Consider the following 24,686-nt stretch of genomic DNA (forward strand, 5'->3'; position numbering starts at 1 on the left):
GGATATGGTAGAGGTGTGGCGCGGCAACTTTTTGGAGTCCGTGCACCAAGGCCACGCTGTCATCTGTGACGCAGCGGGCGAGATTGTGGAGGCGTGGGGCGACCCTGACGCCATCATCTATCCCCGCTCGTCGTGCAAAATGATCCAAGCGCTGCCGCTGATTGAAAGCGGTGCAGCTGATGCTTTTGGTCTGACGTCTGAGCATTTGGCGCTCGCCTGCGCTTCCCACAACGCCGCCGCGATTCACACCGACCGCGTGGCCCGATGGCTCAAAGACCTCGATCTGACCGACGATGACCTGCGCTGCGGCCCACAACCCCCTGGCGACAAAGCTGCGCGTGAGGCGCTGATCAAGACCGATCAAAGTCCCTGCCAAATCCACAACAACTGCTCTGGCAAGCACACGGGCTTTCTGACGCTCAACAAACACTTGCGCGGCGGGCCGAACTATGAACTCATCGATCACCCAGTCCAACAGGCCAACAAAGCTGCGTTTGAGGAACTGACCGGCGAAACCAGCCCTGCCTTTGGCATCGATGGATGCTCCGCCCCCAACCACGCCTGCACCGTTCACGGTTTCGCCCGCAGCCTTGCATTCTTTGCCACTGCGCAAGACCGCTCAGACATTCGCTCTGTCGCCGCGCAGCAGCTTGTCACGGCCGTGACCCAACATCCCGACCTTGTCGCGGGGGAGGGGCGGGCCTGCACTGAACTCATGCGTGCCGCCGATGGCAAAGTGGCTCTCAAAACAGGGGCGGAGGCTGTTTTCAGTGCCATCATCCCTGAAAAACGCCTTTCCGTGGCGCTCAAGATCACTGATGGCGCGTACCGTGCGAGCGAGGCGGTGATTGCCGCGATCCTCGTCAAACTAGGCGTGCTCGACCCAAACCACCCCGCCACAATCAAACGCATGATCCCCAAAATCACCAATTGGCGCGGGTTGGAGGCAGGGTTCATCTGCCCCACCGCTGCCCTCCGCTAAGGAAACACTCATGGCCTTTACGCTCGCCACTTGGAACATCAACTCCGTCCGTCTACGCGAAGACATCGTCGCGCAATTGATGCGGGACGAAGCGCCTGACGTCCTCTGTCTGCAAGAATGCAAAAGCCCGGTGGAGAAGATCCCGCAAGAGCAGTTCCAAGCGCTGGGCTACACCCACATGGTCGCGCGCGGGCAGAAGGGGTACAACGGCGTTGCGATCTTCTCCAAGATCCCGATGGTGGAGGCAGGGGCAGAGGACTACGCAAACCTGGGCCACGCCCGCCACATTGCGGGCACGTTGGAGAATGGCGTCACCGTCCACAACTTCTATGTGCCTGCAGGTGGGGACGTGGCAGACCGCGAGGTGAATGAGAAGTTCGGTCAAAAGCTCGATTACCTCAATGACATGCGCGACGCCTTTCACAAAAACGCGCCGCAGAAATCCATCCTCGTCGGTGATTTGAACATCGCCCCGCGGGAGGATGACGTCTGGGATCACAAGAAGCTGCTGAAGGTCGTCAGCCATACACCGGTGGAGGTCGAAGCCCTCGCCGAAGTCCAAGACGTAGGCCGCTGGGTCGACGTCACCCGCACCGACATTCCCTATGGTAAACTCTACAGCTGGTGGTCCTATCGCGCCCGTGACTGGGACGCTGCCGACAAAGGCCGCCGCTTAGACCACGTCTGGGCTACGCCGGATATCGCAGGCGCGGCGCATGGGAGCCGTGTGTTGCGGGATGCTCGTGGGTGGGAGAAACCGAGCGACCATGCGCCGGTGTTTGCGACGTTTGATTTGTAGTCGCTGATGATGCGGAAAAGCCCTAAAAGAAAACCCCACAGGGACTCCAATGATTAACAAATTATTGAGACAGTTCGACACTACAATGGGTTCTTTGGGGTCTTTACAGAGTGTTCAGACGGCCAACAAACCAGACTTAACTGAAGCGATTGTTAGACTTCGCGCTCTGAAGTCGCAGTTTGCGGAGTGCATGGAAATAAATGGGAGAACTCAAGCGAAAGAGTCGATCTTTTATGCCATGCCAAGATACGATCCAGAACGGGGGGCATTTGTCTAACGTATAGACGACAAGGAAGTAGAGGTTTTCAGACTAGAGCCTTCGGCGGATGGAAAGCTGGTCGAGGTGAAACACCTTGTAAGTCTTTCAGCGTTTGTGCCTGGTTCTCGCAATCCATCAGTCTCCATACCGCCAGAGCTTGAAGAACTAGGGATCCAGCTAAGTTCGACGGCTGAAGCTTTTCATTCTGGTGCAAATCGCTGGTGGTAGCTACTTGAAACAAGAGTCGTGGAACGATTAAGGCCAATCTTTATTGGTGTGCAACTTGTTCGAAATACGCTAACAGAACACCCTGGCAAAACGTTCAAAAACTCAGTATCCGGTCACATCAATTCGTTTGGCACGAGCAGTCAAAGCGGTCCTATCATCAAACCATTGAGGTTTGTGGCATAGACAAATGAGTTTCAGGATGTAGGGCTCATTCTAAATGTGGTTGATATGCTTTCATTGGCGGTAGATCATATCAAGTTTTTCACAGATCAAGAGCATAGGAATGGTTGGCTGTGCTAGATTATTCGCACGCAAGATGCGGAGTGGCACGTTAGAGCTTATGAGCTAGGTCGAGCATCGAGAGTCCAGTCAAACAATGACAGAACCAAATCCCCCTTGGACATTCCGCCCCCTGCGCACATATAAGCCCCAAGACCAATTCGTAGGAGCGCGCCATGATTGAATTTGGTGGAACCCCAACAGCCGCCCCAGCCGGTGATCTGATCATCGACGGGACCGATGACACCTTTATGCAAAACGTGATCGAGGCGTCGCAAACGACCCCGGTCATCGTAGATTTCTGGGCAACATGGTGCGGCCCCTGTAAAACGCTCGGCCCTGCAATCGAGGCTTCCGTCACCAAAGCAGGTGGTGCCGTGAAGCTCGTCAAAATCGACGTCGACGCCAACCCCGCCTTCGCGGGCCAGTTGCGCGTGCAGTCGATCCCGACGGTCTACGCCTTCTGGAAGGGCCAGCCGGTTGATGGCTTCCAAGGCGCGATCCCACCCTCTGAAATCGACGGATTTGTCGAGAAGGTTGCAGCCCTCGGCGGTGGTGCCCCCGACGGCGGGTTGAACGATGCGATTGAAGCGGCAGAGGCGATGCTCGCCGAAGGGGCGGCCGCCGATGCCGCCGAAACCTTTGCCGCGATCCTGCAAGAACTGCCCGAAAACCCCGCCGCCTACGCGGGCCTTGTCAAATCCTACCTTGCGCTGGGCGACACTGATCAAGCCGAAGCGATCTTGAACGGTGCGCCCGCCGAAATCTCTGCCGATCCAGCGCTTGAAGCGGTCGCCGCGCAGATCGCGCTTGCCAGAGAAGCGGCAGACGCAAGGCCAGTGGCGGACCTGATGGCAAAGATCGACGCCAACCCTGACGATCACGCCACCCGCCTTGAACTCGCAACAGCACTTCATGCCAACGGCAAAGCGGCTGAGGCGGTTGATCACCTGCTTGAACTGTTCCGCCGCGACCGCGAATGGCAGGAGGGCGCTGCAAAAGCCCAGCTTTTCAAGCTCTTCGACGCGCTCGAACCCACCGATCCCGTCGTTTTGAACGGTCGCCGCAAACTGTCATCGATGATATTTGCCTAGGCAAGTTGTTGCACTACCTTAGGTCCATGAGCCAAGCCAGGGACCTTCCAGACACAATCGCGGTTTTCCCCCTTTCCGGGGCGCTTTTGTTGCCACGTGCCAAACTGCCGCTGCACATCTTTGAGCCGCGGTATTTGGCGATGATTGATGACGCGTTGAAAACACCTCAACGCCTGATCGGTATGGTGCAACCGTTCGAAAGCCCGTCAGGTAAGGAGTCGCTGCAAACCATCGGCTGCGCCGGTCGCATTACCGCCTTATCTGAAACCGAAGATGGGCGCTACATGATCAACCTGTCCGGCATGTCCCGCTTCCGCATTCTGGAAGAGGTTGGGGGCTTCACGCCGTACCGCCGGTGCACAGTGAACTGGGCGGGATTTGGCCGTGATCTTGGCAAAACCGAAACCGACCCCAGCTTCAATCGTCCTGCATTCCTGAAAGCGTTGCAGCGGTACTTCGACGATCAAGGTCTGAAAACAGATTGGGAGTCTCTTAGTGAAGCAGACGACGAAATGCTCATCAACTACATTTCCATCCTCTGCCCGTTTGAGCCGGAAGATAAGCAAGCCCTGCTCGAAGCACCGTCGCTGACCACCCGCCGTGAGACCTTGATGACCCTCATCGAATTTGCGATGCGTGGCGGGTCCGCGGATGAGGTTATGCAATGAGCGACACAGAATTTGATCCCAAAATGCTAGAGGCGTTGGTCTGCCCGCTCACCCATGCTGGCCTCGACTTTGATCCTGAAAATCAAGAATTGATCTCAAAGCCCGCGATGCTGGCTTTCCCCGTGCGCGATGGCATTCCTGTAATGCTCGTCGATGAGGCACGCGCGCTCGACTAACCCGCCATCAGCGATGGTAGGTCGCCGTTCAATCCTGCCGCTTCCCGCATGAACCCGCGCCGCAGGCTTGGTGTCGCATTGATCACGCCCATCCCGATGTCACGTCCCAATCGGAGCAGGGGATTGTCATTAGAAAACAGGCGGTTAAATCCGTCTGTCGCCATTGCTAGCTTCGCCGTGTCAAACTGGCGCCAGCGGCGGTAGTTTTCCAAAACCAGGGGATTGCCAATATCTTCGCCCCGCTGCCTCGCCTCCGTCAGCACATCCGCCAAGGCGGCCACATCCCTGAACCCAGCGTTTAGGCCTTGCCCCGCAATTGGGTGTATTCCATGCGCCGCATCGCCCACCAACGTCACACGATTCGCGACCAATGCGTTGGCGATGCTGAGGTTCAACGGGTAGGAGAAACGTTTCCCGTAAAGGGTCAAATCCCCCAAGAAACTGCCAAACGCAGGTTTCAACGCTTCCAGAAAATCCGCATCTGACATCTCGCGCATCTGCTCGGCTTTCGCCTTGGCTTCGCTCCACACAATCGCGCTGCGGTTTTGGGTCAGCGGCAAAATCGCCAGTGGTCCGCCCGGCATAAAGAATTGATGCGCAATCCCGTTGTGGGGCTTTTCATGTGCCACAGCACAGACCAGCGCCAATTGGTCATAGTTCCAAACCGTGCGCTTGATGCCTGCGCGTTCGGCTGTTCCGCTTTGGCGTCCATCGGCCCCAACCAGGACCGCAGACCGCACGATGCGGCATGTGTCGGTTTCCACAGTGACGGAAGCGGGTTCCGCCGTCTGCGCCACCACGGTTTCCCCCGCAATATGCTCAATCAACTCGCTTGTCGCGACCGCATCCAGCATGGCACGGCGCAGGTGGCGATCCTCAACCAGAAAGCCCATCGGCCCTTCGCCAAGCTCCGCATGGTCGAAATGCATAATCCATGGGCTTGGCCCTTCGCCAGCACGACCATCCGTGACCTTGATCTCCACCATCGGCTGGGCGTCCGCCTCAACCGCCGACCACAAGCCAAGCGCCCGCAACATCCGCTGCGAACTCAGCGCCAAAGCATAGCTGCGGCCATCGAAATCAGGTTTCTCGCGTGTTGCAACGGTCGCACTGTCAATGAGCGCAACCTGCATCCCAGACCGCGCACAGGCCAAAGCCAAGATCGGGCCGTTCAGCCCACCCCCGACAATCGTAATATCTGCGCATTGATCCATGCCCCGACCTAATCCAAGCGCGCATGGATTGTCCATGCGGTGTGCTGCCGCTAGGTTGCGACCCATTGGCAGGAAAGGGGACATGATGGAAGATTGGCGCTGGATGACCGCTGCGGACTTGGGCAGTGGAATTGCTGCAGGTCAGATTGACCCTGTTGAGCTGACAGAGGTGTATCTGACCGCCATCGAAACCCACCCCGAAAGCGTCCGCATCTATGCCCGTGTCACCCCAAACCGCGCGCGGTCAGAGGCCGCCGCAGCCTCGAAACGGGCCAAGATGGGCCAGCGGCTCAGCCCCTTGGACGGCGTGCCGATCTCTTGGAAAGACCTGATTGACAGCAAAGACGTCGCGACAGAAGCAGGCACAGCCCTGATGAATGGCAGGACACCGACCGAAGACGCAGCGGTGTTGAAACTGGCAACCGCTGCGGGTCTTGTCTGCCTTGGCAAAACCCATCTGTCGGAGATTGCCTTCTCCGGCCTCGGCGTGAACCCGATCACGGCCACATCGCCCAATGTGCATGATCCTGACGTCGCGCCCGGTGGCTCCTCCTCTGGTGCTGCCGCCTCTGTCGCTTTCGGCCTTGCCGCCGCTGGCATTGGTTCTGACACCGGCGGTTCTGTTCGTATCCCATCTGCGTGGAACGACCTCACCGGCCTCAAAACCACCGTCGGGCGCCTTTCGACCAAAAACGTTGTTCCGCTCTGCGAAAGCTTCGATTCCATTGGGCCGCTCTGCCGCAGCGTCGAAGACACCGCGCTTCTGATGAGTATTATGGAAGGGGCAGGGGCCGCTGACTTGCGTGGGGCATCCCTGTCAGGCACCAATCTCGCCGTGCTCAACACCATTGGGATGGACGATCTTCAGGACAGCCCAAAAGCCGCGTTCGAGGCGGCGGTAGATAAACTGACCGTCGCTGGTGCCACGATCCACCAGATCGACATGCCTCAGATGCTGGACGCTTTCGCCGTCGCAGGCCCGCTTTACACCGCTGACAGCTGGTCGTGGTGGCGCGACCGCATCGAAAAAGACCCGACCAAGATGTTTTCGCAAATCTACGACCGGATCAAAGTTGGCGCAGATGTGGCCGCCGCCGACTATCTGAACAGCTGGCGCAAGCTTCACGACGTCCGCGAAATCTACCGCGCCCAAACCGCGCAATACGACGCGTTGATCCTCCCATCCTGCCCGATCATGCCGCCCAATGTCGCAAGACTGCTTGAAGATTCGGCCTATTACCTAGAATCGAACCTTTTGGCCCTGCGCAACACACGGGTCGCGAACTTGATGGATGTGCCTTCCATGAGCCTGCCAACTGGCACCCCGTCTTGTGGCATCATGTTCAACGGTCAGTCAGGAAAAGAGGAAAAACTGCTCCGCCTCGCCACAGCGGCAGAGCGGGCATTGGCCTAAATGCCACAGGCGGCCCCTCCAACCCCGAATTCTACCGCTTGAATTCTGGACAGCCCGCCGCAGCGCGGGCTACTCTGCAAAAAAAGCGCGGCAAAGACTGCGCATACTGAGGCAGAGATGAACTTTCCTGAGCGGTTTGCAAACCTTCCGGTTGCAACGTGGCCCCGCCTGAGGGGCTTGTTGGATTCCGTACCTCCGGGTGGCGATGTCATTAACATGACCATCGGTGAGCCTCAGCATGCCTTTCCGAAATTTGTCACTGACACGGTGATGGATGCCCTCCCGGACCTGAACAAATACCCCAACAACAACGGTATTCCTGAACTCTTGGAGGCGATGGCGGGCTTCCTCAACCGCCGTTACGGCGTGACCATCCCGACCGACCGGATCATGGCGCTCAATGGCACACGCGAGGGGCTTTATAACGCGCTCATGGCGATCTGCCCTGAAACCAAGGGCGGTGCGAAGCCGAACGTGTTGGTCCCAAACCCGTTCTACCAAGTCTACGCCGTCGCCGCTTTGTCCGTGGCTGCGACGCCTGTTTATGTTCCTGCCACCAAAGAAACCGGGCATCTGCCCGATTTTGCGGGCTTGGACGGAAAAACGCTCGATCAAACAGCGGTGGTCTACATCTGCTCCCCTGCGAACCCCCAAGGAGCCGTTGCGGACCACGACTATTGGAAAAATCTGTTCGAATTGGCCGTCAAGCACGATTTTGTGGTGTTTGCGGACGAATGCTACTCCGAGGTCTACCGCGACACGCCGCCTATTGGCGCGTTGGAAGTCGCGGAGGAGGTGGGTCTTAACCCCGAACGCCTCATTGTGTTCCATTCCCTCAGCAAACGCTCCAACCTTGCGGGTATGCGCTCTGGCTTCTGCGTCGCGGGGCCAGAGCCGATCGCACGCATCCGGTCCTTGCGCGCCTATGCAGGCGCACCACTGCCAGGCCCATTTCAAGCGGTCGCAGCCAAAGTTTGGGCGGATGACACACACGTCGCGGAAAGCCGCGCGCTCTATCAGGAGAAATACGCCGTCGCGGATGAGGTTTTGGGCGATCTGCCCGGATACATGTCCCCCGTGGCAGGCTTCTTTTTGTGGTTGCCCGTCAAAGACGGCGAAACCGCAGCCTTGAAACTCTGGTCAGAAACAGGCGTTCGGGTCCTGCCCGGCGCGTATTTGAGCCACGGTGAGGGGGCTTATAACCCCGGTAAATCATATATTCGGGTGGCCTTGGTCGCCCCAAAAGAAGATGTGCGGCAAGGGCTGATCAAGCTCAAAAGCTGCCTTTACGGTTGAGGATTGTAATTATGGCGTCTTATTCCACCCGTCGACGTGACCCCCTGCTGGACAGCACAACACAAGCCGCTGTCGAACGGCGCAGTAAGGAGCTTTTGGGCTTTGCACTGTTCAGCGCGGGCGCGTTGGTCGCGGCGATGATTTGGTCCTACGCTCTGACCGACCCAAGCTGGATGTCAGCCACGGACGCACCAATCCAGAACCTTCTTGGCCGCTACGGCGCTGCAACGGCCGCGCCGCTGATGATGATCCTTGGCAAAGGCTTCTGGGTCGTGCCGATTGTCCTCATTGCATGGGGTCTGCGCTTTATGGGCCATTGGGGCGAAGACCGCGCTTTTGGCCGCATGATCTATGCGCCTTTCGCGCTCTTTCTCGCGTCGCTTTATGCCGCAACCCTGACACCCGTTGGCGACTGGCCCAGCAACTTCGGCCTTGGCGGTCTCTTTGGGGACACTGGGCTTGGCGTTCTGCTGACCGTCATCCCCTTTGGCACGATCTTGTCGGTCAAAGTCCTCTCCGTCCTTTTGGGTATTCTGACCGTTGGCGTCATGGCCTTCGCTGTCGGCTTCACCCGCCCAGAACTCAAAATAGGTGGCCGCTTCATCTTCCTTGGCACGGTGTTGCTCTATGCCGGCGTCATGCGTCTCATCGGCAAAAGCGCCGCTCTCACCGGCCGCGTTGCTAAAGGCGTCGGGTACAAAGTCTCCGAACATCGCGCGGAACGCCGCGCTAACCGCGAAGCCTTGGCGCAGACCGAAGCCTTCGCACGAGATGTTACCGTCGGCCAACCACGGGCAGAGGCTAAGCTGCGCGCCGCCGCCGTTGTCCGGGCCAACCCGATCATGCCAACGGATAGCCGCAACATGCCGCCAGTCCTTCGCGCGACCCGTGACCATGCGGAAGAGCCAGCGCAGGTCGAACCCGCCCCGCAAGAGCCGCAACTGGGCTTCCTCGCCTCGCTTCTGAAGCGCAATGAGCAGCCCATCCAGAATGAGCTGGTCGAACAAGAAATGACCGCCGACGCCGAAGCGCCATCGCAGGATCGCATCAGCGCCCGCATTTCCGACGTCATCCGCAGCCGCGCAGGCGCCAACGTGCAACAGCCGCTGTCATCTGTTCGGATTGAGCCTAAACTTACCCACGGCAAAGGCCCGACACCGCTGGTGCTGAACACCGCACAAGACACGATGGATGAGGTGGAACTCCTCGATGTTGAGCCAGAAGCGGTGATCGACGATCTGCCAAACACGCCGATGGCGGATGCTACCATGCCGGTCTACCGCCGTCGCGAAACGGAGGTTGAAGACGCAGCGCCGTTTGTCGCCGAACCGCTCGTTGAAACCGAAAACCGTGGTACCACACCCAGCGCTCGCGTGTTCCAGCCAACACTCAAAAAGCCGCAACCGTCCAAACGCGCAAAGGCCGAAGCGCAGCCATCGCTGCAATTCGAAGATAAATACGCCGATTATGAGCATCCACCGCTCAGCCTTCTGACCAGCCCGACAGAGGTGCAGCGCCACCACCTGTCTGACGAAGCGCTCGAAGAAAATGCGCGGATGCTGGAAAGCGTACTGGATGATTACGGCGTGAAGGGCGAAATCGTCTCAGTCCGTCCGGGTCCAGTTGTCACCATGTATGAACTTGAGCCCGCACCGGGCCTCAAAGCATCCCGCGTCATTGGCCTTGCCGACGACATCGCGAGGTCCATGTCCGCGCTGTCTGCCCGTGTCTCGACAGTGCCCGGCCGCTCCGTCATCGGGATCGAACTGCCGAATGAGAACCGCGAAAAAGTTGTGCTGCGCGAAATCCTTAGCCACCGCGACTACGGCGACAGCAACCAAAAGCTGCCGCTGGCGCTGGGCAAAGACATCGGCGGGGAGCCGATCATCGCTAACCTTGCCAAGATGCCTCACTTGCTGATCGCAGGTACCACCGGCTCCGGTAAATCGGTGGCCATCAACACCATGATCCTGTCGCTGCTTTACAAGCTGACACCGGAAGAATGCCGGATGATCATGATCGACCCGAAGATGCTGGAACTCAGCGTCTATGACGGCATCCCGCACCTCCTCTCCCCCGTTGTGACCGATCCGAAAAAAGCGGTCGTCGCCCTGAAATGGGTCGTGGGCGAGATGGAAGAACGCTATCGCAAAATGTCCAAAATGGGCGTCCGCAACATCGATGGCTACAACGGCCGCGTCAAAGACGCTCTGAGCAAGAAAGAGATGTTCAGCCGCACCGTCCAAACCGGATTCGACGATGAAACCGGCGATCCAGTTTTCGAAACCGAAGAGTTCAAGCCCGAACTCCTCCCCTATATTGTCGTTGTCGTGGACGAGATGGCCGACCTTATGATGGTCGCGGGCAAGGAAATCGAAGCCTGCATTCAGCGACTCGCTCAGATGGCGCGGGCCTCTGGCATTCACCTCATCATGGCCACACAGCGTCCATCGGTCGACGTCATCACAGGCACGATCAAGGCTAACTTCCCAACGCGGATTTCTTTCCAAGTGACGTCCAAGATCGACAGCCGCACCATCCTTGGGGAAATGGGTGCCGAACAGCTTTTGGGCATGGGTGACATGCTCTACATGGCCGGTGGCTCCAAAATCACTCGCGTCCACGGCCCGTTCTGTTCGGATGAAGAGGTGGAAGAGATCGTCAACCACCTCAAGTCCTTCGGCCCGCCTGAATATATGTCCGGCGTCGTCGATGGCCCAGATGAGGAAAAGGAAAGCGACATCGACGCCGTGCTCGGCTTAGGTGGCAACACCAACGGCGAAGATGCGCTCTACGATCAAGCAGTCGCCATCGTCATCAAAGACCGTAAATGCTCCACCTCCTACATCCAGCGCAAGCTGGCGATCGGCTACAACAAAGCCGCGCGTCTGGTGGAACAGATGGAAGGCTCCGGCCTCGTCTCCGCCGCCAACCATGTGGGTAAGCGGGAGATTTTGGTTCCCGAACCGTAGCAGCTACAGGCTTGTTCGGCTAAGAAGGCCGGCCCGCACGGTGGGTGTGGGCCGGTTTTGTTTTGAAGGCTTTACCTTGGCACTGCTTTCCCCCTTAATCATGCTGTGATGAAGGACTGCACCCAATGACACGCTATGCGACACCCTCTGGCGGCCTGCCGCCCCAGTCTAAAACCTTGGACGAACGGGCGGTATTCACACCTGCCTACGCCTTCCTTCCCGCCGACACGATGCGCGATATCGTGACGAGCTTTCTGCCGCATTGGAAAAACACCCGCGCGTGGGTCATCGCCCGCCCGATGAGCGGGTTTTCTGAGACCTTCAGCCACTACATCACCGAAGTTGGCCCCGGCGGCGGCAGCACCAGACCTGATGATGATCAAACCGCACAAGCTGTCCTTTTCGTCGTTGCTGGCGCGGCGGAGATTGCGTTGATGGGCCAAAAACACAGCCTGACCGCAGGCAGCTATGTCTACATCCCCGCAAGCAGCGATTGGACATTTCGCAACATCTCAGACGTGTCCGTGACCTTCCATTGGATCCGCAAAGCCTACCAAGCGGTCGATGGAATCGACGCGCCAGAGCCGTTCATCAGCCATGACGACGACGCCACAATCATCGAAATGCCGGATGCGGATGGCAAATGGTGCACTTCCCGATTTGTCGATCCTGAAGACCTACGCCATGACATGCACGTCAACATCGTCAAATTCGAACCGGGCGGCCTGATCCCCTTTATGGAAACCCATGTGATGGAACACGGGCTTTATGTTCTGGAAGGCACAGCCAACTACCGCCTCAACCAAGACTGGGTCAGCGTCGGACCAGGGGATTACATGTGGCTCCGCGCGTTCTGCCCACAGGCTTGTGTCGCCACAGGTGACGGACCGTTCCGCTACCTTCTCTACAAAGACGTCAATCGTCACATGCCGTTGGACCTTAGAAAATGACACGTATCGCCATCAATGGCTTTGGGCGGATCGGTCGGACGGTCCTGCGCCAGCTGCTGACCACGCGCAAGGACACGGGCCTTGAAGTGGCCCTAATTAACGACATCGCGAAGGCCGACCTCTGCGCCTATCTTTTTGCGCATGACAGTGTGTTTGGTGTGTTTCCTGAAACTGTGACAGCCAGCGATGATGCTATCCAGATTGGCAACACGCGTATCGCGTTTACCAACGATCCCGACCTCAGCCAAACTAATCTGTCAGGGGTCGGCCTGATCCTTGAATGCGCAGGCCATGCCAAAACGCGCGAGGTGGCAGAGCGTGGGCTCACTGCAGGGGCCAAACAAGTCTTGATCTCCGGCCCCAGCGATGCCGCCGATGTGACGGTTGTGATGGGAGCCAATGATGACGCGATGGGCGATGCGCGGATTGTCTCAAACGCCTCCTGCACCACCAACGCTTTGGCCCCACTCGTGCGGCTTCTGGATAATACCTTCGGGCTTGAGGTCGCACATATGACGACGATCCACTGCTACACCAGCAGTCAACCAATGATCGACGCGCCGCGCGGCGACATGGCCCGCAGTCGCGCGGGCGCGATGTCGATGGTGCCCACAACCACCAGCGCGACCGAACGGGTGCTGGACGTGCTGCCTCACCTCAAAGGGCGGTTGACGGGTGCGGCGGTGCGCGTGCCAACAGCAAGCGTGTCGGCTCTTGATCTGACGGCCGCGCTCAAAACCAATGTGACGAGAGAGGCGCTCAATGCCGTCCTCGTAAACGCCGACAGAAATCTGATCGGCACCACGGACCTGCCGTTAGTTTCCACCGACCTCAGGTCGCGGCCCGAATCGCTGATCTTGGCCACGCCCGAAACCATCGTCACCACCCCGCGTCATGTGCGGATTTTCGGTTGGTATGATAACGAATGGGGCTTTTCGTCGCGTATGATCGATATGGCGCTCAGGATGACGGCGCGCTGATGGTCACGGGCTGTTCCAGCCAGTGTTCTTCCAAATTTGCACCCTCACCAATCTGGTCAATAACGGCAAAAAGCCCTGGCGCATGGAGCGGCGTCAATACCCCATGCCAAGTCCCGCGATAGAAATTGATCGCCTGACCCGGTGACGTGACAAAAGCCAACGGCGCTCCTGGTTTGCCACCCTCATCTGGCGCGACAATCACCAAAAACCCATGCTCTGATATCGGCACAAAGGCTTGGCTACCCTCTGGATGCCGCTCCAGCAAGTCCAGCTTGTAAGGAAAGCCTCGTGGCTCTGCCCGAAACAGACTGATGCCCGCGCGCCCCTCCTGAAAATCCAATACCGCGCGGTCGTGATAGCGCCCGCATTTGCCTTGATTGATGATCTTGTCAGGATCGCCTGAACAATCGAGCACATCCCCGAAAGGTGCGAAGGCCTCCGCGGTGATCGGCACCGCTTGGATCACGGCAACACATCCATCAGCCGAAACTCCGCAATCCGCTCCACTTGACGGCAGGCTGTCGCAAACTCTGCCGCTTTGTCATTGTGCAACCGGTTCTCAAACTGTTTCAGGATCGACGCTTTGTCGTGATCCCGCACGGCAATGATAAAAGGGAAGCCGAACTTCTTTGTATAGGCGGCATTCGCCTTCTCAAACGTCTCCCGCTCTGCATCGGTCAGCGCGTCCAAACCGGCGGAGGCTTGCTCGGACGTGGATTCCTTGGTCAACCGGCGCGCCTGCGCCAGCTTGCCGGCCAAATCAGGATGCGCCGTCAAAACCGCCATCCGTTCCTTGTCGGATCCGGAGCGAAACGCCCGCGCCATTGCGTTGTGCAAACCCTTTGCCGTGTCATGCGCCGGACCCAGTTCCAGCGCAAACGCCCGCTCCGCCACCCAAGCCGTATGCTCAAAAATGCCGCCATACATCTCAACGAACATCTTCTGATCCATCTCAGACGGCCGCTTGCGGTGCTTGTGCGGATGCACGTTGGCCCAATGATCAGCAATCTCCGCCCGCGTCGCGAACCAGACATCCTCATGCGCCCCCGCGTATTCTAAGAAATGCCGCAGCGCCTCAATCCGTCCCGGACGCCCGATCAATCGACAATGCAGCCCGACCGACATCATCTTTGGCGCGCCTTCTTGCCCCTCACGGTAAAGCGCATCGAAGGATGACTTCAGATAATCAAAGAATTGATCGCCTGCGTTGAATCCCTGCGCTGTCGCAAACCGCATGTCGTTGCAATCAAGCGTGTAGGGCACGATCAACTGATCCCGCCGCCCAAACTCCATCCAATAGGGCAAATCATCGGCATAGCTGTCCGCGACATAGGCAAACTGCCCCGTCTCCGCCGCCAATCGCACCGTGTTGACCGAACAACGACCCGTGTACCAGCCGCGCGGCGGCTGACCGACAACCTCGGTGTGCAAACGGATAGCCTCTTCCATATCGGCGCATTCGTCCGCTTCCGAGTGGTCCTTATACTCGATCCACTTCAACCCGTGGCTGGCAATCTCCCACGGGGCCAGCTTCATCGCCGCGACCTGCTCGGGGGAGCGGGCGAGGGCGGTCGCTACCCCATAGACCGTTACCGGTACATCTGAGAGTAACCGATAGAGCCGCCAAAACCCCGCGCGGCTGCCGTACTCATAGATGCTTTCCATGTTCCAATGCCGCTGGCCGTTCCACGCTGCCGCACCGACAATCTCTGACAAAAACGCCTCAGACGCCGCATCCCCGTGTAGGATGTTGTTCTCCCCACCTTCCTCGTAGTTGAGGACGATCTGAACAGCGATCTTGGCCCCACCGGGCCATTGGGCATCTGGCGGATTGGCCCCATATCCGATCATATCGCGCGGGTAACGGTTCATTTCATGCTTCCATCTTTGCTGGACCGTTTATAGCCTGTGATCTGGACCGGGGAATAGGAAATCCGCCATGTATGATGCAGCAATACTCTGGGATTGGATGGCTTTCGCCGTCCGCTGGGTTCACGTCATTACGGCGATTGCGTGGATTGGATCATCCTTCTACTTCATCATGCTCGATCTCGGCCTCAACCGCAACATCGACGGGCCGGCAGACGGCGAAGAATGGCAGGTCCACGGTGGCGGTTTCTATCATATCCAGAAATACCTCGTCGCTCCGACTGAAATGCCTGCCCACCTCACGTGGTTCAAATGGGAAAGCTACAGCACGTGGCTGTCGGGCTTTGCGCTCCTCGCGGTGGTCTATTGGTCGGGGGCGGAGCTGTATCTCATCGATTCAAACAAAGCCGACCTCTCCATCTGGCAAGCCATCGCCATTTCCGCCGCTTCCCTTGCAGTGGGCTGGGTGCTTTACGACGCGCTTTGCAAATCGCCCCTGCAAGACAACCCAACGCTGGTGATGATCATCCTCTTCGGGATCATTCTGGCGATGTCTTGGGGGTATAATCAGGTCTTCACAGGCCGTGCGGCATTGCTCCACCTCGGCGCGTTCACTGCCACGATCATGACAGCCAACGTCTTTATGATCATCATGCCCAACCAGCGCGTCGTTGTGGCTGACCTCAAAGCTGGCCGGACACCTGACCCGAAGTACGGTAAAATCGCGAAGCTGCGCTCAACCCACAACAACTATCTGACGCTGCCGGTCATTTTCCTGATGCTGTCCAACCATTACCCGCTGGCCTTCGGTACGGAATACTCATGGCTGATCGCAGCACTCGTCTTCCTTATGGGCGTCACGATCCGGCATTATTTCAACTCGCTCCACGCGCGCAGCGGCAATCCCCACTGGACATGGGCCGTCACCACAATCCTTTTTATCGTGATTGCGTGGCTCTCCACCGTGCCCGGCCACGACACATACGAAGAGGCGGAGGCCCGAGCCCTCACACCCTATGAAACCCGCTATGCCAGCGCCGAAGGGTTTGACGTCGCGCAGCAGATAGTCATGGGCAACTGCGCGATGTGCCATGCGCGGGAGCCTGTCTACGGCAACATGCAATGGGCACCCAAGGGTGTGTTTCTTGAAACCGCTAGCGACATCGCAGGCCATGCCAAGGATATTTACCTGCAAGCCGCCATCAGCCACGCCATGCCGCCCCCATCGCAATCGCGCCTCTCTGACGAGGACCGCGCAACCCTCGCCGCATGGTTCAACGCCGCGCAATAGACTGACATTCGCGTGTTATCGCCTATCACTGGGCAATCTGCTGTTGTCCTCCCATATCTGATGCGGGCACAAAGCCTGCAATAGAAGCTGAAAGGGACCAACATGCTGAGACGGACATTCCTTGGCGGTGCAGCTGCAATCGCGGTTGCCACACCTTCCGCCGCGCAAGAACTGTCATTGAGCGAGATTTCAGCCTACCTCAACCGCCTGCAAACGGCGCAGGGTGGCTTCACCCAGATCAACAGCGATGGCACACTGTCGACCGGCCAGATCTACATCAAACGCCCAGGGCGCATCCGATTCGAATACAACCTGCCCGACAATAGCCTGGTGATGGCAGGCGGCGGGTCGGTCGCGATCTTTGATGGCCGCTCTAACACCGGCCCTGACCGCTACCTGCTAAGTCAGACACCGCTCAAGATCATTCTGGAGCAAAATGTGGACCTGAACCGCGCCCGCATGGTGACGAACCGGACATCAGACGGCACGACGACGACCGTGACCGCGCAAGATCCCGACAACCCGCAGTACGGCAACATTCAACTGGTGTTCACAGCAAACCCCGTGGAGCTGCGCCAGTGGATCATCACCGATGACATCGGCGCTCAAACCACAGTGATCCTCAATGATCTGGTCTCCGGCGTTGGGATCAACGACCGCAAGTTCAGCATTCTGAGCGAGATTGAGAACTGGAACAAATAGTGGCGTAACGCCCTAAATCTTCCCACATCTGCGAAGCTGCGCGCCATACATCACGGCGCGCGCTTCAACTTCGCCCGCAATCCGCACCAGCCAGCTTTTTGACCTCCACGTTCCGCGCAAATATCCGGTGCGCCCATCGTGATAGGCCAAATACTGGTTGCGGGTGTCGTTCAAGGCCACGCCAGTTTCTTCCACCGTCTGCGCCATGTACCAGCCCATAAAGTCGGTGGCATCGCGGATGTCGGTGCGCCGTGCGCCGCGTCCGCCTTCTTTGCGCTGATACTCCGCCCACGTGCCATCAAGCGCCTGACTGTACCCCAAAGCGGACGATTGCCGCCCAGCAGGGATCACGCCAAGAATGTAGCGATGCGGCGGACGGTTGTCAGAGATGAATTTGCTTTCCTGATAAATGATCGCCATCAGCACAGGCACCGGCACGCCCCACTTGCGCTGGGTCGATTTGAACGCACGCAAATAACTCGGCCGCTCGTTTACGATCGAACAGGCGTTGTCCAAGTTTCTGGGCGCATCGCCATACCGGGTTGCACAGCTGCCCAAAATCAACAGCATTGCTATAGCGCGAAAGATACTGCTCATCTGCCTCTCAGTTATATTTGTTTTTTTGGTAGTATAGCGCGCTCAGCGCTGTCTGGGAACGGTCTTCCGCGCCCTGTTAGATCACAAATGAAAGGGTGAGCGGTAATGTGATCACCGAAATTAGGGTGGAGACGACAACAAGCCCCGCCACAGGCTGCGCATCAGCCCCGTATTTCTCTGCCAGCAGATAGGATGTGACAGCCACAGGTGTCGCCACCTGTACGATCAAGACTGCACTCGCCACAGGTCCCAGGCCAATCCAAACCGCCGCGCCCGCAGCGCAGGCCACACAGACAACCACCTTGAGCACGGACAGAAAGATCGCCTGCCACACCGCGCGGATTTCCAACCGCGCAATCGCCACGCCCAACGTGATGAGCATCATCGGAATCGCCATCTGCCCGATAAGGTCAAGCGAGTTGAAAATGAACTCCGGCGGCTGCCACCCCTGCCAGAGGAACAGCGCGCCTAGGATCGTCGCTGCGACCAATGGCTCCTTCACGACCTTAACCAAAGACCCGCCGCCCGACACCAGCCAGACCCCAAAAGTAAAGCTAAAGATCGCCATCACTGCGAAGACAATCACCGCATAGCTCAAACCAACCTCCCCAAACGCAAACAGCGCGAGCGGTAGGCCAAGGTTCCCCGTATTGCCAAAAATCAGCGGCGCAAGATAGGTCGCACGGTCCAGCCGCATGACCAGCACGATCAAGAAAAACACAACGGTTACAGCGACATAGGCCAAAACACTCGCCAGCGTCAGCGTCGCCAATGCATCTGGCTCAATCTCCGTCTGAATGAGCGCCACAAACACCAGACAGGGCACTGAAAGCGTCATCGCAAGCCGCGTGACAAACTCAACCCGATACTCAAACCCCAGCTTAACCCAGCTAAACCCAACCGCTGCCAATATAAAAACCGGCGCAGTGATATTCAGAACTGTCAAAGCAAGGTTCACAGTCTGTTTCCTTATTTTGCCACATTTGCATGGACTTGAATCGCCGTTCGCGGCAATACGAGTCCTAAGGGGCTAGTAAATTATGTTTAAAACGCGCGCAAAGTATCATTTGGGACAAGTTGTCCGACACCGCAAACACCCGTTCCGCGGCGTGGTGTTTGATGTTGATGCCATCTTCTCCAACACCGACGCTTGGTATGATGCTATTCCAGAGGATAGCCGACCAGAAAAAGACCAACCGTTCTATCACCTGTTGGCGGAAAATGATCAAAGCTACTACGTGGCTTACGTATCTGAGCAAAACCTCGTGGCTGACTACTCCGGCCAACCGGTCGATCACCCTGATCTGACGGATCTTTTCGGCCCGTTCGTGGATGGCCAGTATTCGCTTCAAGTTCAACTGAACTGATCAGTAGCCAAGCGCGCAACCGTCCTTGCGGGGATCGGATGCGCCTTCCAGCGTGCCATTGTCCTGGATCATGATCGTCTGCGCGCCGCCGATGGCAGTGTCAGGGATCTGCACGTTGTGGCCAAGGTCGCTTAACGCGCTGCGCACATCGTCGCTGTATCCCCGCTCCACATTCAGCACATCGCCTTCGGCAAAGGCGCGGGGCGCATCAAGCGCTGCTTGGACGTCCATCCCGTAGGTCGTGATGTTGCTGATAAACCGTGCGTGGCCTGTGGATTGATACTGTCCCCCCATGACGCCAAATGGCGCAACCGTCTTGCCCGCTTTCTGCAAAATACCAGGAATAATCGTGTGCATCGGGCGCTTGCCGCCGCCCGCCTCATTCGGATGCCCTTCTTCAAGGCAGAAACCCGCACCTCGGTTCTGGAACAGGATACCGAACTTGTCTGACGCTATGCCCGACCCAAACCCGTGGAAAATGGAATAGATGAGCGACACCGCCATCCGGTCCTTGTCCACCACGGTGATATAGATCGTGTCTTTGTGGACTTGCTCAGCCCCCGGCAATCCGGCGGGCAGCACCCTTCCCGGATCAATCAGCGCCGCGGATTGCGCAGCCGTCTCTGCCGACAGCATCTTGTCCAGACGGGTCGTGTAGTCATAATCCCCGATCCAGCGGTTGCGCGCATCATAGGCGAGCTTTGTCGCCTCCGCCTCGATGTGAACTCGCTCCGCACCCGTCGGGTCCATCGACGCCAGATCAAAGTGCTTCAGAATGTTGAGGATCAGCGCCGCAGTCGCACCTTGACCGTTCGGCGGATGCTCAAAGAGATCCAAGCCCCCATAATCTGATTGGATTGGTTCGGTCACGTCGCACGCTGTGGCAGCAAAGTCGTCCAAAGTATGACCGCCGCCCATTGCCCGCAGTGTGTTGACCATATCTTCGGCGACTTCGCCCTCATAGAACCCTGCGCGGCCATGCTCCGCCACGCGGCGCAAAACTTCCGCCTGTTTTGGCGCACGGAACATCGTGCCGACAGGGGGGACTTTACCATTCACAAGATAGGCGTCCTTGGCTGCACCTTGCAGCTTTTCGTAATCCATCGCCCAATCCCGCGCGACCCGAGCCGCAACAGGGATTCCAGCTTCAGCATAATAAATGGATGGGGCAAGGACCGCTTTCAGGCCCAATTTTCCCCAGTTCTTCGACAGATGACAAAACGCATCAATCGCACCCGGGATCGTTACTGCCGCAGGATCATAAACAGGAACCGTTTCGTGACCTGCCGCCCGCAATGCCGCCGCATCCATCGCGGCGGGCGCAAAGCCAGACCCATTCAGCGCATGAACCTTGTCATCGTCCGGCGTGGTGAAAAGCGCAAAGCAATCCCCACCAATCCCCGTCATCTGCGGCTCACAAAGCCCCAGCAGGATAGCCCCCGCAATGGCAGCATCCATTGCATTGCCGCCAGCCTCTAGCATCTGGACAGCAACCTTGGCGGCAAGCGGATGGGATGTGGCGCACATGCCGTTGGCCGATATTACGGAGGATCGGCCGGGCAGATGAAAATCGCGCATTTTTTGATTCCTTGTGTTCTGCCAGGAGACTAGGGCATCGTTGCGTAAGTTCAATTGCCTGTAAGTTGGTCCCGACGATGCTTAACTGGGTGGAGGCTATAAATGCGCGCCGTCGGGCGAAGCTATGCAGCTACAAGACATAAATTCGCTTTTGACTGAGGCGTGGGAGTGTCCCGATTGTGGTGGTTTCGGGGCTGTCCCTTGTCACACGCAATGCTTGTGTCGGACCGCTAGATGCTGTGGATAACTGAAAATTTGTATTCAGTTACTTGTGGTTAAGTTTCGCTCAAGACCACAGCTCAACATGGCAAGGATGAGCAAACGTGATAGGAAACGGGCTACCAATTTTGTCCGGTTGTTTCGTGAATCTTGGAAATACTCCGGAGAATCCTTCATTTCATCCTAAACTGAACCAGCCGCGAAGGGCGCGAGAATGTGCTGCGCTGCGGCGTGAAAAATCCCTTTAAAATTTCACGGAATCATGCAGAATGAAATTTAAGTCAGAAATTTCACGGCTAGATGCATGCTGCATTCAAAAGTTGACGGTGTTCAAACCATAGGTGCTGACATTCGCGCGCTTCGCAAGGCGCGGGGGTTGACCCTGTCCGAATTGGCCCAGCAACTCGACAAATCCGTCGGCTGGCTCAGTCAGGTCGAACGGGACATCTCTGAACCCTCAATCGATGATCTACGTGGCTTGGCCAAGGCGCTCGACGTCTCCGTCTCCAGCCTGTTCCGTACCAAATCGCTCGCGGGCGAGGCGGGTCTCATCGTTCGCAAAAACGCCCGCCGCCCGATTGGGTCGCGCGAGGCGGGTCTGGTGGAAGAACTCTTGTCACCTGACCTTACCGACGACTTCGAAGTGGTGCATTCCACCTTCGCCCCCAAAGCTGAAATGCAAACTGCATTGTCGCGTCCTACGCAAGAGGTAGGCTACATCGTCTCCGGCCACCTCGACCTTTGGATCGACGACACGCTCTTTCAACTCAGCCCCGGCGACAGCTTCCGTATTCGTGGCGAAACCTACCGCTGGCGCAATGCCCGCCAAGAGCCCTGCATCGCGATCTGGGTCATCGCGCCGCCGGTATATTGAGGGGACGGTTATGACAACACTCAAAGGACAATGCGAGTGCGGCGCGGTGGCGCTCGAGGTCAAAAACCCGCGCCAAGAGGTCACGTTCTGCCATTGCGGTCAATGCCGCCGCACCAGTGGTCACTTCTGGGCCGCGACCAACGCGCAGCTCACAGACCTCACCTTCACCAGAGACAGCGGCTTGAAATGGTTTGCGTCGTCTGACTTTGCAAAGCGCGGGTTCTGCAAAGACTGCGGGTCGAGCCTCTTCTACAGAATGAACGGGGAAGAGGGCATTGGCATCGCTATTAGCGCTCTTAACCAACCAACTGGCTTCAAACCCAGCAAACACATCTTCGTCGCCGACAAAGGCGACTATTACGACATCGCGGACGGGGTTCCGCAACTCGACAAGTTCTAGGGAGAAGAACACATGGCCGATTTTCCATCATCAGCACGTGTCGTCATCATCGGTGGCGGCGTGGTGGGTGTCTCAACGCTCTACCATCTGGCCAAGAAAGGCTGGACCAACTGTGTGCTTCTGGAAAAGAACGAACTGACCGCAGGGTCCACCTGGCACGCCGCTGGCAACTGCCCGTCGTTCTCCACCTCTTGGGGCATCATGAACATGCAGCGCTATTCGCTGGGGCTCTACGCTGGCCTCGCGGAAGAGGTGGACTATCCGATGAACTACCACGTCACCGGCTCCCTCCGCCTCAGCCACAGCAAGGAACGGACGCAGGAATTTCAACGCGCGATGGGCATGGCGAATTATCAGGGCCTCAGCATGAAAATGCTGACCCCCGAACAAGCTGTAGAGATGTATCCCTTCCTTGAGACCCATGACCTCGACTCCGTCCTCTTTGATCCGGACGACGGTGACATCGACCCCGCGCAGCTGACACAAGCACTGGCCAAAGGCGCGCGGGAGATGGGCGCCAACATCCAGCGGTTCTGCCCCGCCACCGGCGTCACGCAAAAGCCCAACGGCACATGGACGGTCCACACTGACAAAGGCGACATCGACTGTGAAAAGGTCGTAAATGCGGCAGGCTACTATGCCCAACGTGTCGGCGAATGGTTCAAACCCTATGGCGGTCGCACCGTCCCAATGGCCACAATGAGCCACCAGTACTTTCTCACCGAAGAAATCCCGGAGCTGAAAGCATGGACTGAAAAGAACGGCTGCAAAGTCCCACTTCTGCGCGACGTTGACAGCTCTTACTACCTGCGTCAGGACAAAAACGGCCTCAATCTCGGCCCTTATGAGCGGAACTGCAAAGCGCATTGGATCACCAAAGATGACCCGATGCCCGATGACTTCAGCTTCCAGCTCTATCCAGACGATCTGGAGCGTTTGGAGTGGTACATCGAAGACGCGATGGCCCGTGTGCCAATTCTTGGCACTGCTGGCGTCGGCCGCGTTATTAACGGCCCGATCCCTTATGCCCCTGACGGCCTACCGCTCGTCGGCCCTATGCCGGGCGTCAAAAATGCGTTTGAGGCGTGCGTCTTCACCTTTGGCATCACCCAAGGCGGTGGCGCAGGCAAAGTCGCTGCCGAATGGATCGTCGATGGCCAAACCGAATGGGACATGTGGTCCGTCGATCCCCGCCGCTACACCGACTACACCGATCAGGAATACTGTAACGACAAAGCGATGGAGGTTTATGGCCACGAATACGCCATGCACTTCCCACAGCACGAATGGCCCGCCGCGCGCGACCGAAAGCACTCAACCCTACATTCGCGCCTGCAAGACGCGGGTGCGGTTTTTGGCCCCTACAACGGCTGGGAACGCGCCAACTGGTTTGCCAAGAAGGGCGACGACAAATCGCTCGAAGCCACAGAAACATGGTCCCGCAACGGACCGTGGCAGCCCCGTATCCAAGAGGAATGTGAAGCGGTGCGCGATAATTGTGGGATGCTGCCGATCACCGGCTTTTCCCGCTACCACGTCACCGGACCCGGTGCGCGGGACTGGATTGACAGCCTCACCGCGTCGCGTCTGCCAAGCCCCGGCCGCGTTAGCCTGGCCTATTTCGCCGATGACCGCGGCCGCATCGTGACGGAAATGTCTGTCATGGCGTGGTCGGAGGAAGAGGTGGGCCTCATCACCGCCGCTACCGCACAATGGCATGACTACGAATGGCTGGTCGTGCACAAGCCCGACGGCATCACCATCACCGACAACACCAAAGCGATGGAATGTCTGCTGGTTACAGGCCCCAAAGCGCGCGACACCCTCGCCCCGCTCACAGAAGGGCATGACCTTCATGCGCCTTGGCTCACCGTTTCAATGGATGGCAAAGTCGCAGGCCAAAACTGCGCCCTGATCCGCGTGTCCTTCGCAGGCGAACTGGGGTGGGAGGTGCACGCAGCCCCCAACGCCATGCCTGCCATTTGGGATGCGCTGTCAGGCGCAGGGGTGAAACCTTTCGGCATGTACGCGTTGAACGCGCTTAGGATCGAAAAAGGTTACCGCGCGTGGAAGGGCGATCTGTCGACCGATTACTCGCTGCTTGAAGGTGGGCTTGACCGTTTCACCAAGCTCGACAAAGCCAACGATTTCCCTGGCAAAGCCGCACTCTTGGCGGAAAAGCAGCGCGGGGTCGCCAAGAAATTCGCCACACTCACCATCGACAATCCCGGCGACTGCGACGCGCCTTACATGTCGACCGTCTGGCAGAATGGCACCGTGGTGGGGGAAACAACCTCCGGCGCATTTGGTTACCGCACAGGCAAATCCATCGCATTGGCAATGATCAAACCTGACCTCACTGAACCCGGCACCAAGCTTGATATTGAAATCTATGGCGAACGTTTTGCAGCCACTGTGATGGACGACGCTCCACTATGGGATCCACAAAACGAAAGGCTACGTGCGTGATAACTCTCC

Annotated in this window: 22 protein-coding genes; 16 read left to right on the plus strand and 6 right to left on the minus strand. The window is 57.9% G+C overall.

Translation table 11 applies throughout. The features are described 5' to 3' along the window. The first annotated feature begins 4 nt into the window (after positions 1-4). The 5 genes from ACTF5F_RS10955 (at position 5) to ACTF5F_RS10975 (ending at position 4,485) form a co-directional block, all read left to right on the plus strand. On the plus strand, positions 5-982 hold the full coding sequence (locus ACTF5F_RS10955) for an asparaginase (protein WP_438956979.1): 978 nt from the start codon (positions 5-7) through the stop codon (positions 980-982). A 10-nt stretch (positions 983-992) separates the two neighbouring features. Next, positions 993-1,781, plus strand: a complete 789-nt coding sequence (gene xth, locus ACTF5F_RS10960; protein WP_438956909.1) for an exodeoxyribonuclease III — start codon at positions 993-995, stop codon at positions 1,779-1,781. Between the two features lie 942 nt (positions 1,782-2,723). After that, a complete protein-coding gene (locus ACTF5F_RS10965; RefSeq protein WP_438956910.1) occupies positions 2,724-3,641 on the plus strand; it encodes a tetratricopeptide repeat protein in 918 nt (305 codons plus the stop codon). A 26-nt stretch (positions 3,642-3,667) separates the two neighbouring features. Next, positions 3,668-4,309 (plus strand): LON peptidase substrate-binding domain-containing protein, encoded by a 642-nt coding sequence (locus ACTF5F_RS10970; protein ID WP_438956911.1) that lies wholly within the window; start codon positions 3,668-3,670, stop codon positions 4,307-4,309. Beyond that, positions 4,306-4,485: a Trm112 family protein gene (locus tag ACTF5F_RS10975; RefSeq protein WP_438956912.1), complete on the plus strand. Its 180-nt coding sequence runs from the start codon at positions 4,306-4,308 to the stop codon at positions 4,483-4,485. The genes ACTF5F_RS10970 and ACTF5F_RS10975 overlap by 4 nt, the downstream gene beginning before the upstream one ends. On the opposite strand, the gene ACTF5F_RS10980 is transcribed toward ACTF5F_RS10975, so the two are convergent. Continuing rightward, positions 4,482-5,735 carry a UbiH/UbiF/VisC/COQ6 family ubiquinone biosynthesis hydroxylase gene (locus ACTF5F_RS10980; RefSeq protein WP_438956913.1) on the minus strand — a complete coding sequence of 418 codons (1,254 nt, stop codon included), beginning with the start codon at positions 5,733-5,735 and terminating at the stop codon, positions 4,482-4,484. The two genes, ACTF5F_RS10975 and ACTF5F_RS10980, sit on opposite strands and share 4 nt — an antisense overlap. Before the next feature lie 49 nt (positions 5,736-5,784). Here ACTF5F_RS10980 and ACTF5F_RS10985 point away from each other — a divergent pair, with 49 nt between their 5' ends. The 5 genes from ACTF5F_RS10985 (at position 5,785) to ACTF5F_RS11005 (ending at position 13,311) form a co-directional block, all read left to right on the plus strand. Then, entirely contained in the window at positions 5,785-7,113 is a 1,329-nt protein-coding gene (locus ACTF5F_RS10985; protein WP_438956980.1) for an amidase, read from the plus strand. A gap of 117 nt (positions 7,114-7,230) precedes the next feature. Next, positions 7,231-8,409 carry an aminotransferase class I/II-fold pyridoxal phosphate-dependent enzyme gene (locus tag ACTF5F_RS10990; protein WP_438956914.1) on the plus strand — a complete coding sequence of 393 codons (1,179 nt, stop codon included), beginning with the start codon at positions 7,231-7,233 and terminating at the stop codon, positions 8,407-8,409. Positions 8,410-8,420: 11 nt separating this feature from the next. Beyond that, on the plus strand, positions 8,421-11,381 hold the full coding sequence (locus tag ACTF5F_RS10995; protein ID WP_438956915.1) for a DNA translocase FtsK: 2,961 nt from the start codon (positions 8,421-8,423) through the stop codon (positions 11,379-11,381). Between the two features lie 125 nt (positions 11,382-11,506). Beyond that, the gene (locus ACTF5F_RS11000) at positions 11,507-12,331 is read left to right on the plus strand and encodes a bifunctional allantoicase/(S)-ureidoglycine aminohydrolase (protein ID WP_438956916.1); all 825 of its coding nucleotides are present in this window, start codon (positions 11,507-11,509) and stop codon (positions 12,329-12,331) included. Then, positions 12,328-13,311, plus strand: coding sequence for a type I glyceraldehyde-3-phosphate dehydrogenase (locus ACTF5F_RS11005; RefSeq protein ID WP_438956917.1), 984 nt, complete (start codon positions 12,328-12,330; stop codon positions 13,309-13,311). The genes ACTF5F_RS11000 and ACTF5F_RS11005 overlap by 4 nt, the downstream gene beginning before the upstream one ends. Here the strand turns inward: ACTF5F_RS11005 and ACTF5F_RS11010 are convergent. Both ACTF5F_RS11010 and puuE read right to left on the minus strand, forming a co-directional pair. Continuing rightward, positions 13,292-13,777: an ureidoglycolate lyase gene (locus ACTF5F_RS11010; protein ID WP_438956918.1), complete on the minus strand. Its 486-nt coding sequence runs from the start codon at positions 13,775-13,777 to the stop codon at positions 13,292-13,294. The genes ACTF5F_RS11005 and ACTF5F_RS11010 overlap by 20 nt on opposite strands. Next, on the minus strand, positions 13,774-15,183 hold the full coding sequence (gene puuE / locus ACTF5F_RS11015; RefSeq protein ID WP_438956919.1) for an allantoinase PuuE: 1,410 nt from the start codon (positions 15,181-15,183) through the stop codon (positions 13,774-13,776). Before puuE ends, ACTF5F_RS11010 begins: the two co-directional genes overlap by 4 nt. Before the next feature lie 67 nt (positions 15,184-15,250). On the opposite strand from puuE, the gene ACTF5F_RS11020 reads away from it, so the two are divergent. Next, entirely contained in the window at positions 15,251-16,471 is a 1,221-nt protein-coding gene (locus ACTF5F_RS11020) for a urate hydroxylase PuuD (RefSeq protein WP_438956920.1), read from the plus strand. 102 nt (positions 16,472-16,573) lie between these two features. After that, on the plus strand, positions 16,574-17,173 hold the full coding sequence (locus ACTF5F_RS11025; RefSeq protein WP_438956921.1) for a LolA family protein: 600 nt from the start codon (positions 16,574-16,576) through the stop codon (positions 17,171-17,173). A gap of 12 nt (positions 17,174-17,185) precedes the next feature. Here ACTF5F_RS11025 and ACTF5F_RS11030 read toward each other — a convergent pair whose 3' ends face one another. Together ACTF5F_RS11030 and ACTF5F_RS11035 are read right to left on the minus strand one after the other, a co-directional pair. Continuing rightward, positions 17,186-17,770: a lytic transglycosylase gene (locus tag ACTF5F_RS11030; RefSeq protein WP_438956922.1), complete on the minus strand. Its 585-nt coding sequence runs from the start codon at positions 17,768-17,770 to the stop codon at positions 17,186-17,188. A gap of 76 nt (positions 17,771-17,846) precedes the next feature. After that, a complete protein-coding gene (locus tag ACTF5F_RS11035) occupies positions 17,847-18,728 on the minus strand; it encodes an AEC family transporter (RefSeq protein ID WP_438956923.1) in 882 nt (293 codons plus the stop codon). 82 nt (positions 18,729-18,810) lie between these two features. On the opposite strand from ACTF5F_RS11035, the gene hspQ reads away from it, so the two are divergent. Then, positions 18,811-19,137 (plus strand): heat shock protein HspQ, encoded by a 327-nt coding sequence (gene hspQ / locus ACTF5F_RS11040; protein WP_438956924.1) that lies wholly within the window; start codon positions 18,811-18,813, stop codon positions 19,135-19,137. Here hspQ and ACTF5F_RS11045 read toward each other — a convergent pair whose 3' ends face one another. Further along, positions 19,138-20,715, minus strand: coding sequence for a gamma-glutamyltransferase family protein (locus ACTF5F_RS11045; protein WP_438956925.1), 1,578 nt, complete (start codon positions 20,713-20,715; stop codon positions 19,138-19,140). Between the two features lie 523 nt (positions 20,716-21,238). Here ACTF5F_RS11045 and ACTF5F_RS11050 point away from each other — a divergent pair. From ACTF5F_RS11050 to ACTF5F_RS11060, 3 genes are read left to right on the plus strand one after another with little or no spacing between them, the layout of a single operon-like run. After that, positions 21,239-21,808, plus strand: coding sequence for a helix-turn-helix domain-containing protein (locus ACTF5F_RS11050; protein ID WP_438956926.1), 570 nt, complete (start codon positions 21,239-21,241; stop codon positions 21,806-21,808). Between the two features lie 10 nt (positions 21,809-21,818). Further along, entirely contained in the window at positions 21,819-22,208 is a 390-nt protein-coding gene (locus ACTF5F_RS11055; protein WP_438956927.1) for a GFA family protein, read from the plus strand. A gap of 12 nt (positions 22,209-22,220) precedes the next feature. Next, positions 22,221-24,677, plus strand: coding sequence for a GcvT family protein (locus tag ACTF5F_RS11060; RefSeq protein ID WP_438956928.1), 2,457 nt, complete (start codon positions 22,221-22,223; stop codon positions 24,675-24,677). Positions 24,678-24,686 lie beyond the last annotated feature (9 nt).

The organism is Cognatiyoonia sp., assembly GCF_965661665.1.
GTDB lineage: Bacteria > Pseudomonadota > Alphaproteobacteria > Rhodobacterales > Rhodobacteraceae > Cognatiyoonia.

Coding starts and splice junctions, on each gene's coding strand:
- ACTF5F_RS10955 (WP_438956979.1), top strand. CDS start 5: ATGGTAGAGGTGTGGCGCGGCAACTTTTTGGAGTCCGTGCACCAAGGC.
- xth (WP_438956909.1), top strand. CDS start 993: ATGGCCTTTACGCTCGCCACTTGGAACATCAACTCCGTCCGTCTACGC.
- ACTF5F_RS10965 (WP_438956910.1), top strand. CDS start 2,724: ATGATTGAATTTGGTGGAACCCCAACAGCCGCCCCAGCCGGTGATCTG.
- ACTF5F_RS10970 (WP_438956911.1), top strand. CDS start 3,668: ATGAGCCAAGCCAGGGACCTTCCAGACACAATCGCGGTTTTCCCCCTT.
- ACTF5F_RS10975 (WP_438956912.1), top strand. CDS start 4,306: ATGAGCGACACAGAATTTGATCCCAAAATGCTAGAGGCGTTGGTCTGC.
- ACTF5F_RS10980 (WP_438956913.1), bottom strand. CDS start 5,735: ATGGACAATCCATGCGCGCTTGGATTAGGTCGGGGCATGGATCAATGC.
- ACTF5F_RS10985 (WP_438956980.1), top strand. CDS start 5,785: ATGGAAGATTGGCGCTGGATGACCGCTGCGGACTTGGGCAGTGGAATT.
- ACTF5F_RS10990 (WP_438956914.1), top strand. CDS start 7,231: ATGAACTTTCCTGAGCGGTTTGCAAACCTTCCGGTTGCAACGTGGCCC.
- ACTF5F_RS10995 (WP_438956915.1), top strand. CDS start 8,421: ATGGCGTCTTATTCCACCCGTCGACGTGACCCCCTGCTGGACAGCACA.
- ACTF5F_RS11000 (WP_438956916.1), top strand. CDS start 11,507: ATGACACGCTATGCGACACCCTCTGGCGGCCTGCCGCCCCAGTCTAAA.
- ACTF5F_RS11005 (WP_438956917.1), top strand. CDS start 12,328: ATGACACGTATCGCCATCAATGGCTTTGGGCGGATCGGTCGGACGGTC.
- puuE (WP_438956919.1), bottom strand. CDS start 15,183: ATGAACCGTTACCCGCGCGATATGATCGGATATGGGGCCAATCCGCCA.
- ACTF5F_RS11020 (WP_438956920.1), top strand. CDS start 15,251: ATGTATGATGCAGCAATACTCTGGGATTGGATGGCTTTCGCCGTCCGC.
- ACTF5F_RS11025 (WP_438956921.1), top strand. CDS start 16,574: ATGCTGAGACGGACATTCCTTGGCGGTGCAGCTGCAATCGCGGTTGCC.
- ACTF5F_RS11030 (WP_438956922.1), bottom strand. CDS start 17,770: ATGAGCAGTATCTTTCGCGCTATAGCAATGCTGTTGATTTTGGGCAGC.
- hspQ (WP_438956924.1), top strand. CDS start 18,811: ATGTTTAAAACGCGCGCAAAGTATCATTTGGGACAAGTTGTCCGACAC.
- ACTF5F_RS11045 (WP_438956925.1), bottom strand. CDS start 20,715: ATGCGCGATTTTCATCTGCCCGGCCGATCCTCCGTAATATCGGCCAAC.
- ACTF5F_RS11050 (WP_438956926.1), top strand. CDS start 21,239: ATGCTGCATTCAAAAGTTGACGGTGTTCAAACCATAGGTGCTGACATT.
- ACTF5F_RS11055 (WP_438956927.1), top strand. CDS start 21,819: ATGACAACACTCAAAGGACAATGCGAGTGCGGCGCGGTGGCGCTCGAG.
- ACTF5F_RS11060 (WP_438956928.1), top strand. CDS start 22,221: ATGGCCGATTTTCCATCATCAGCACGTGTCGTCATCATCGGTGGCGGC.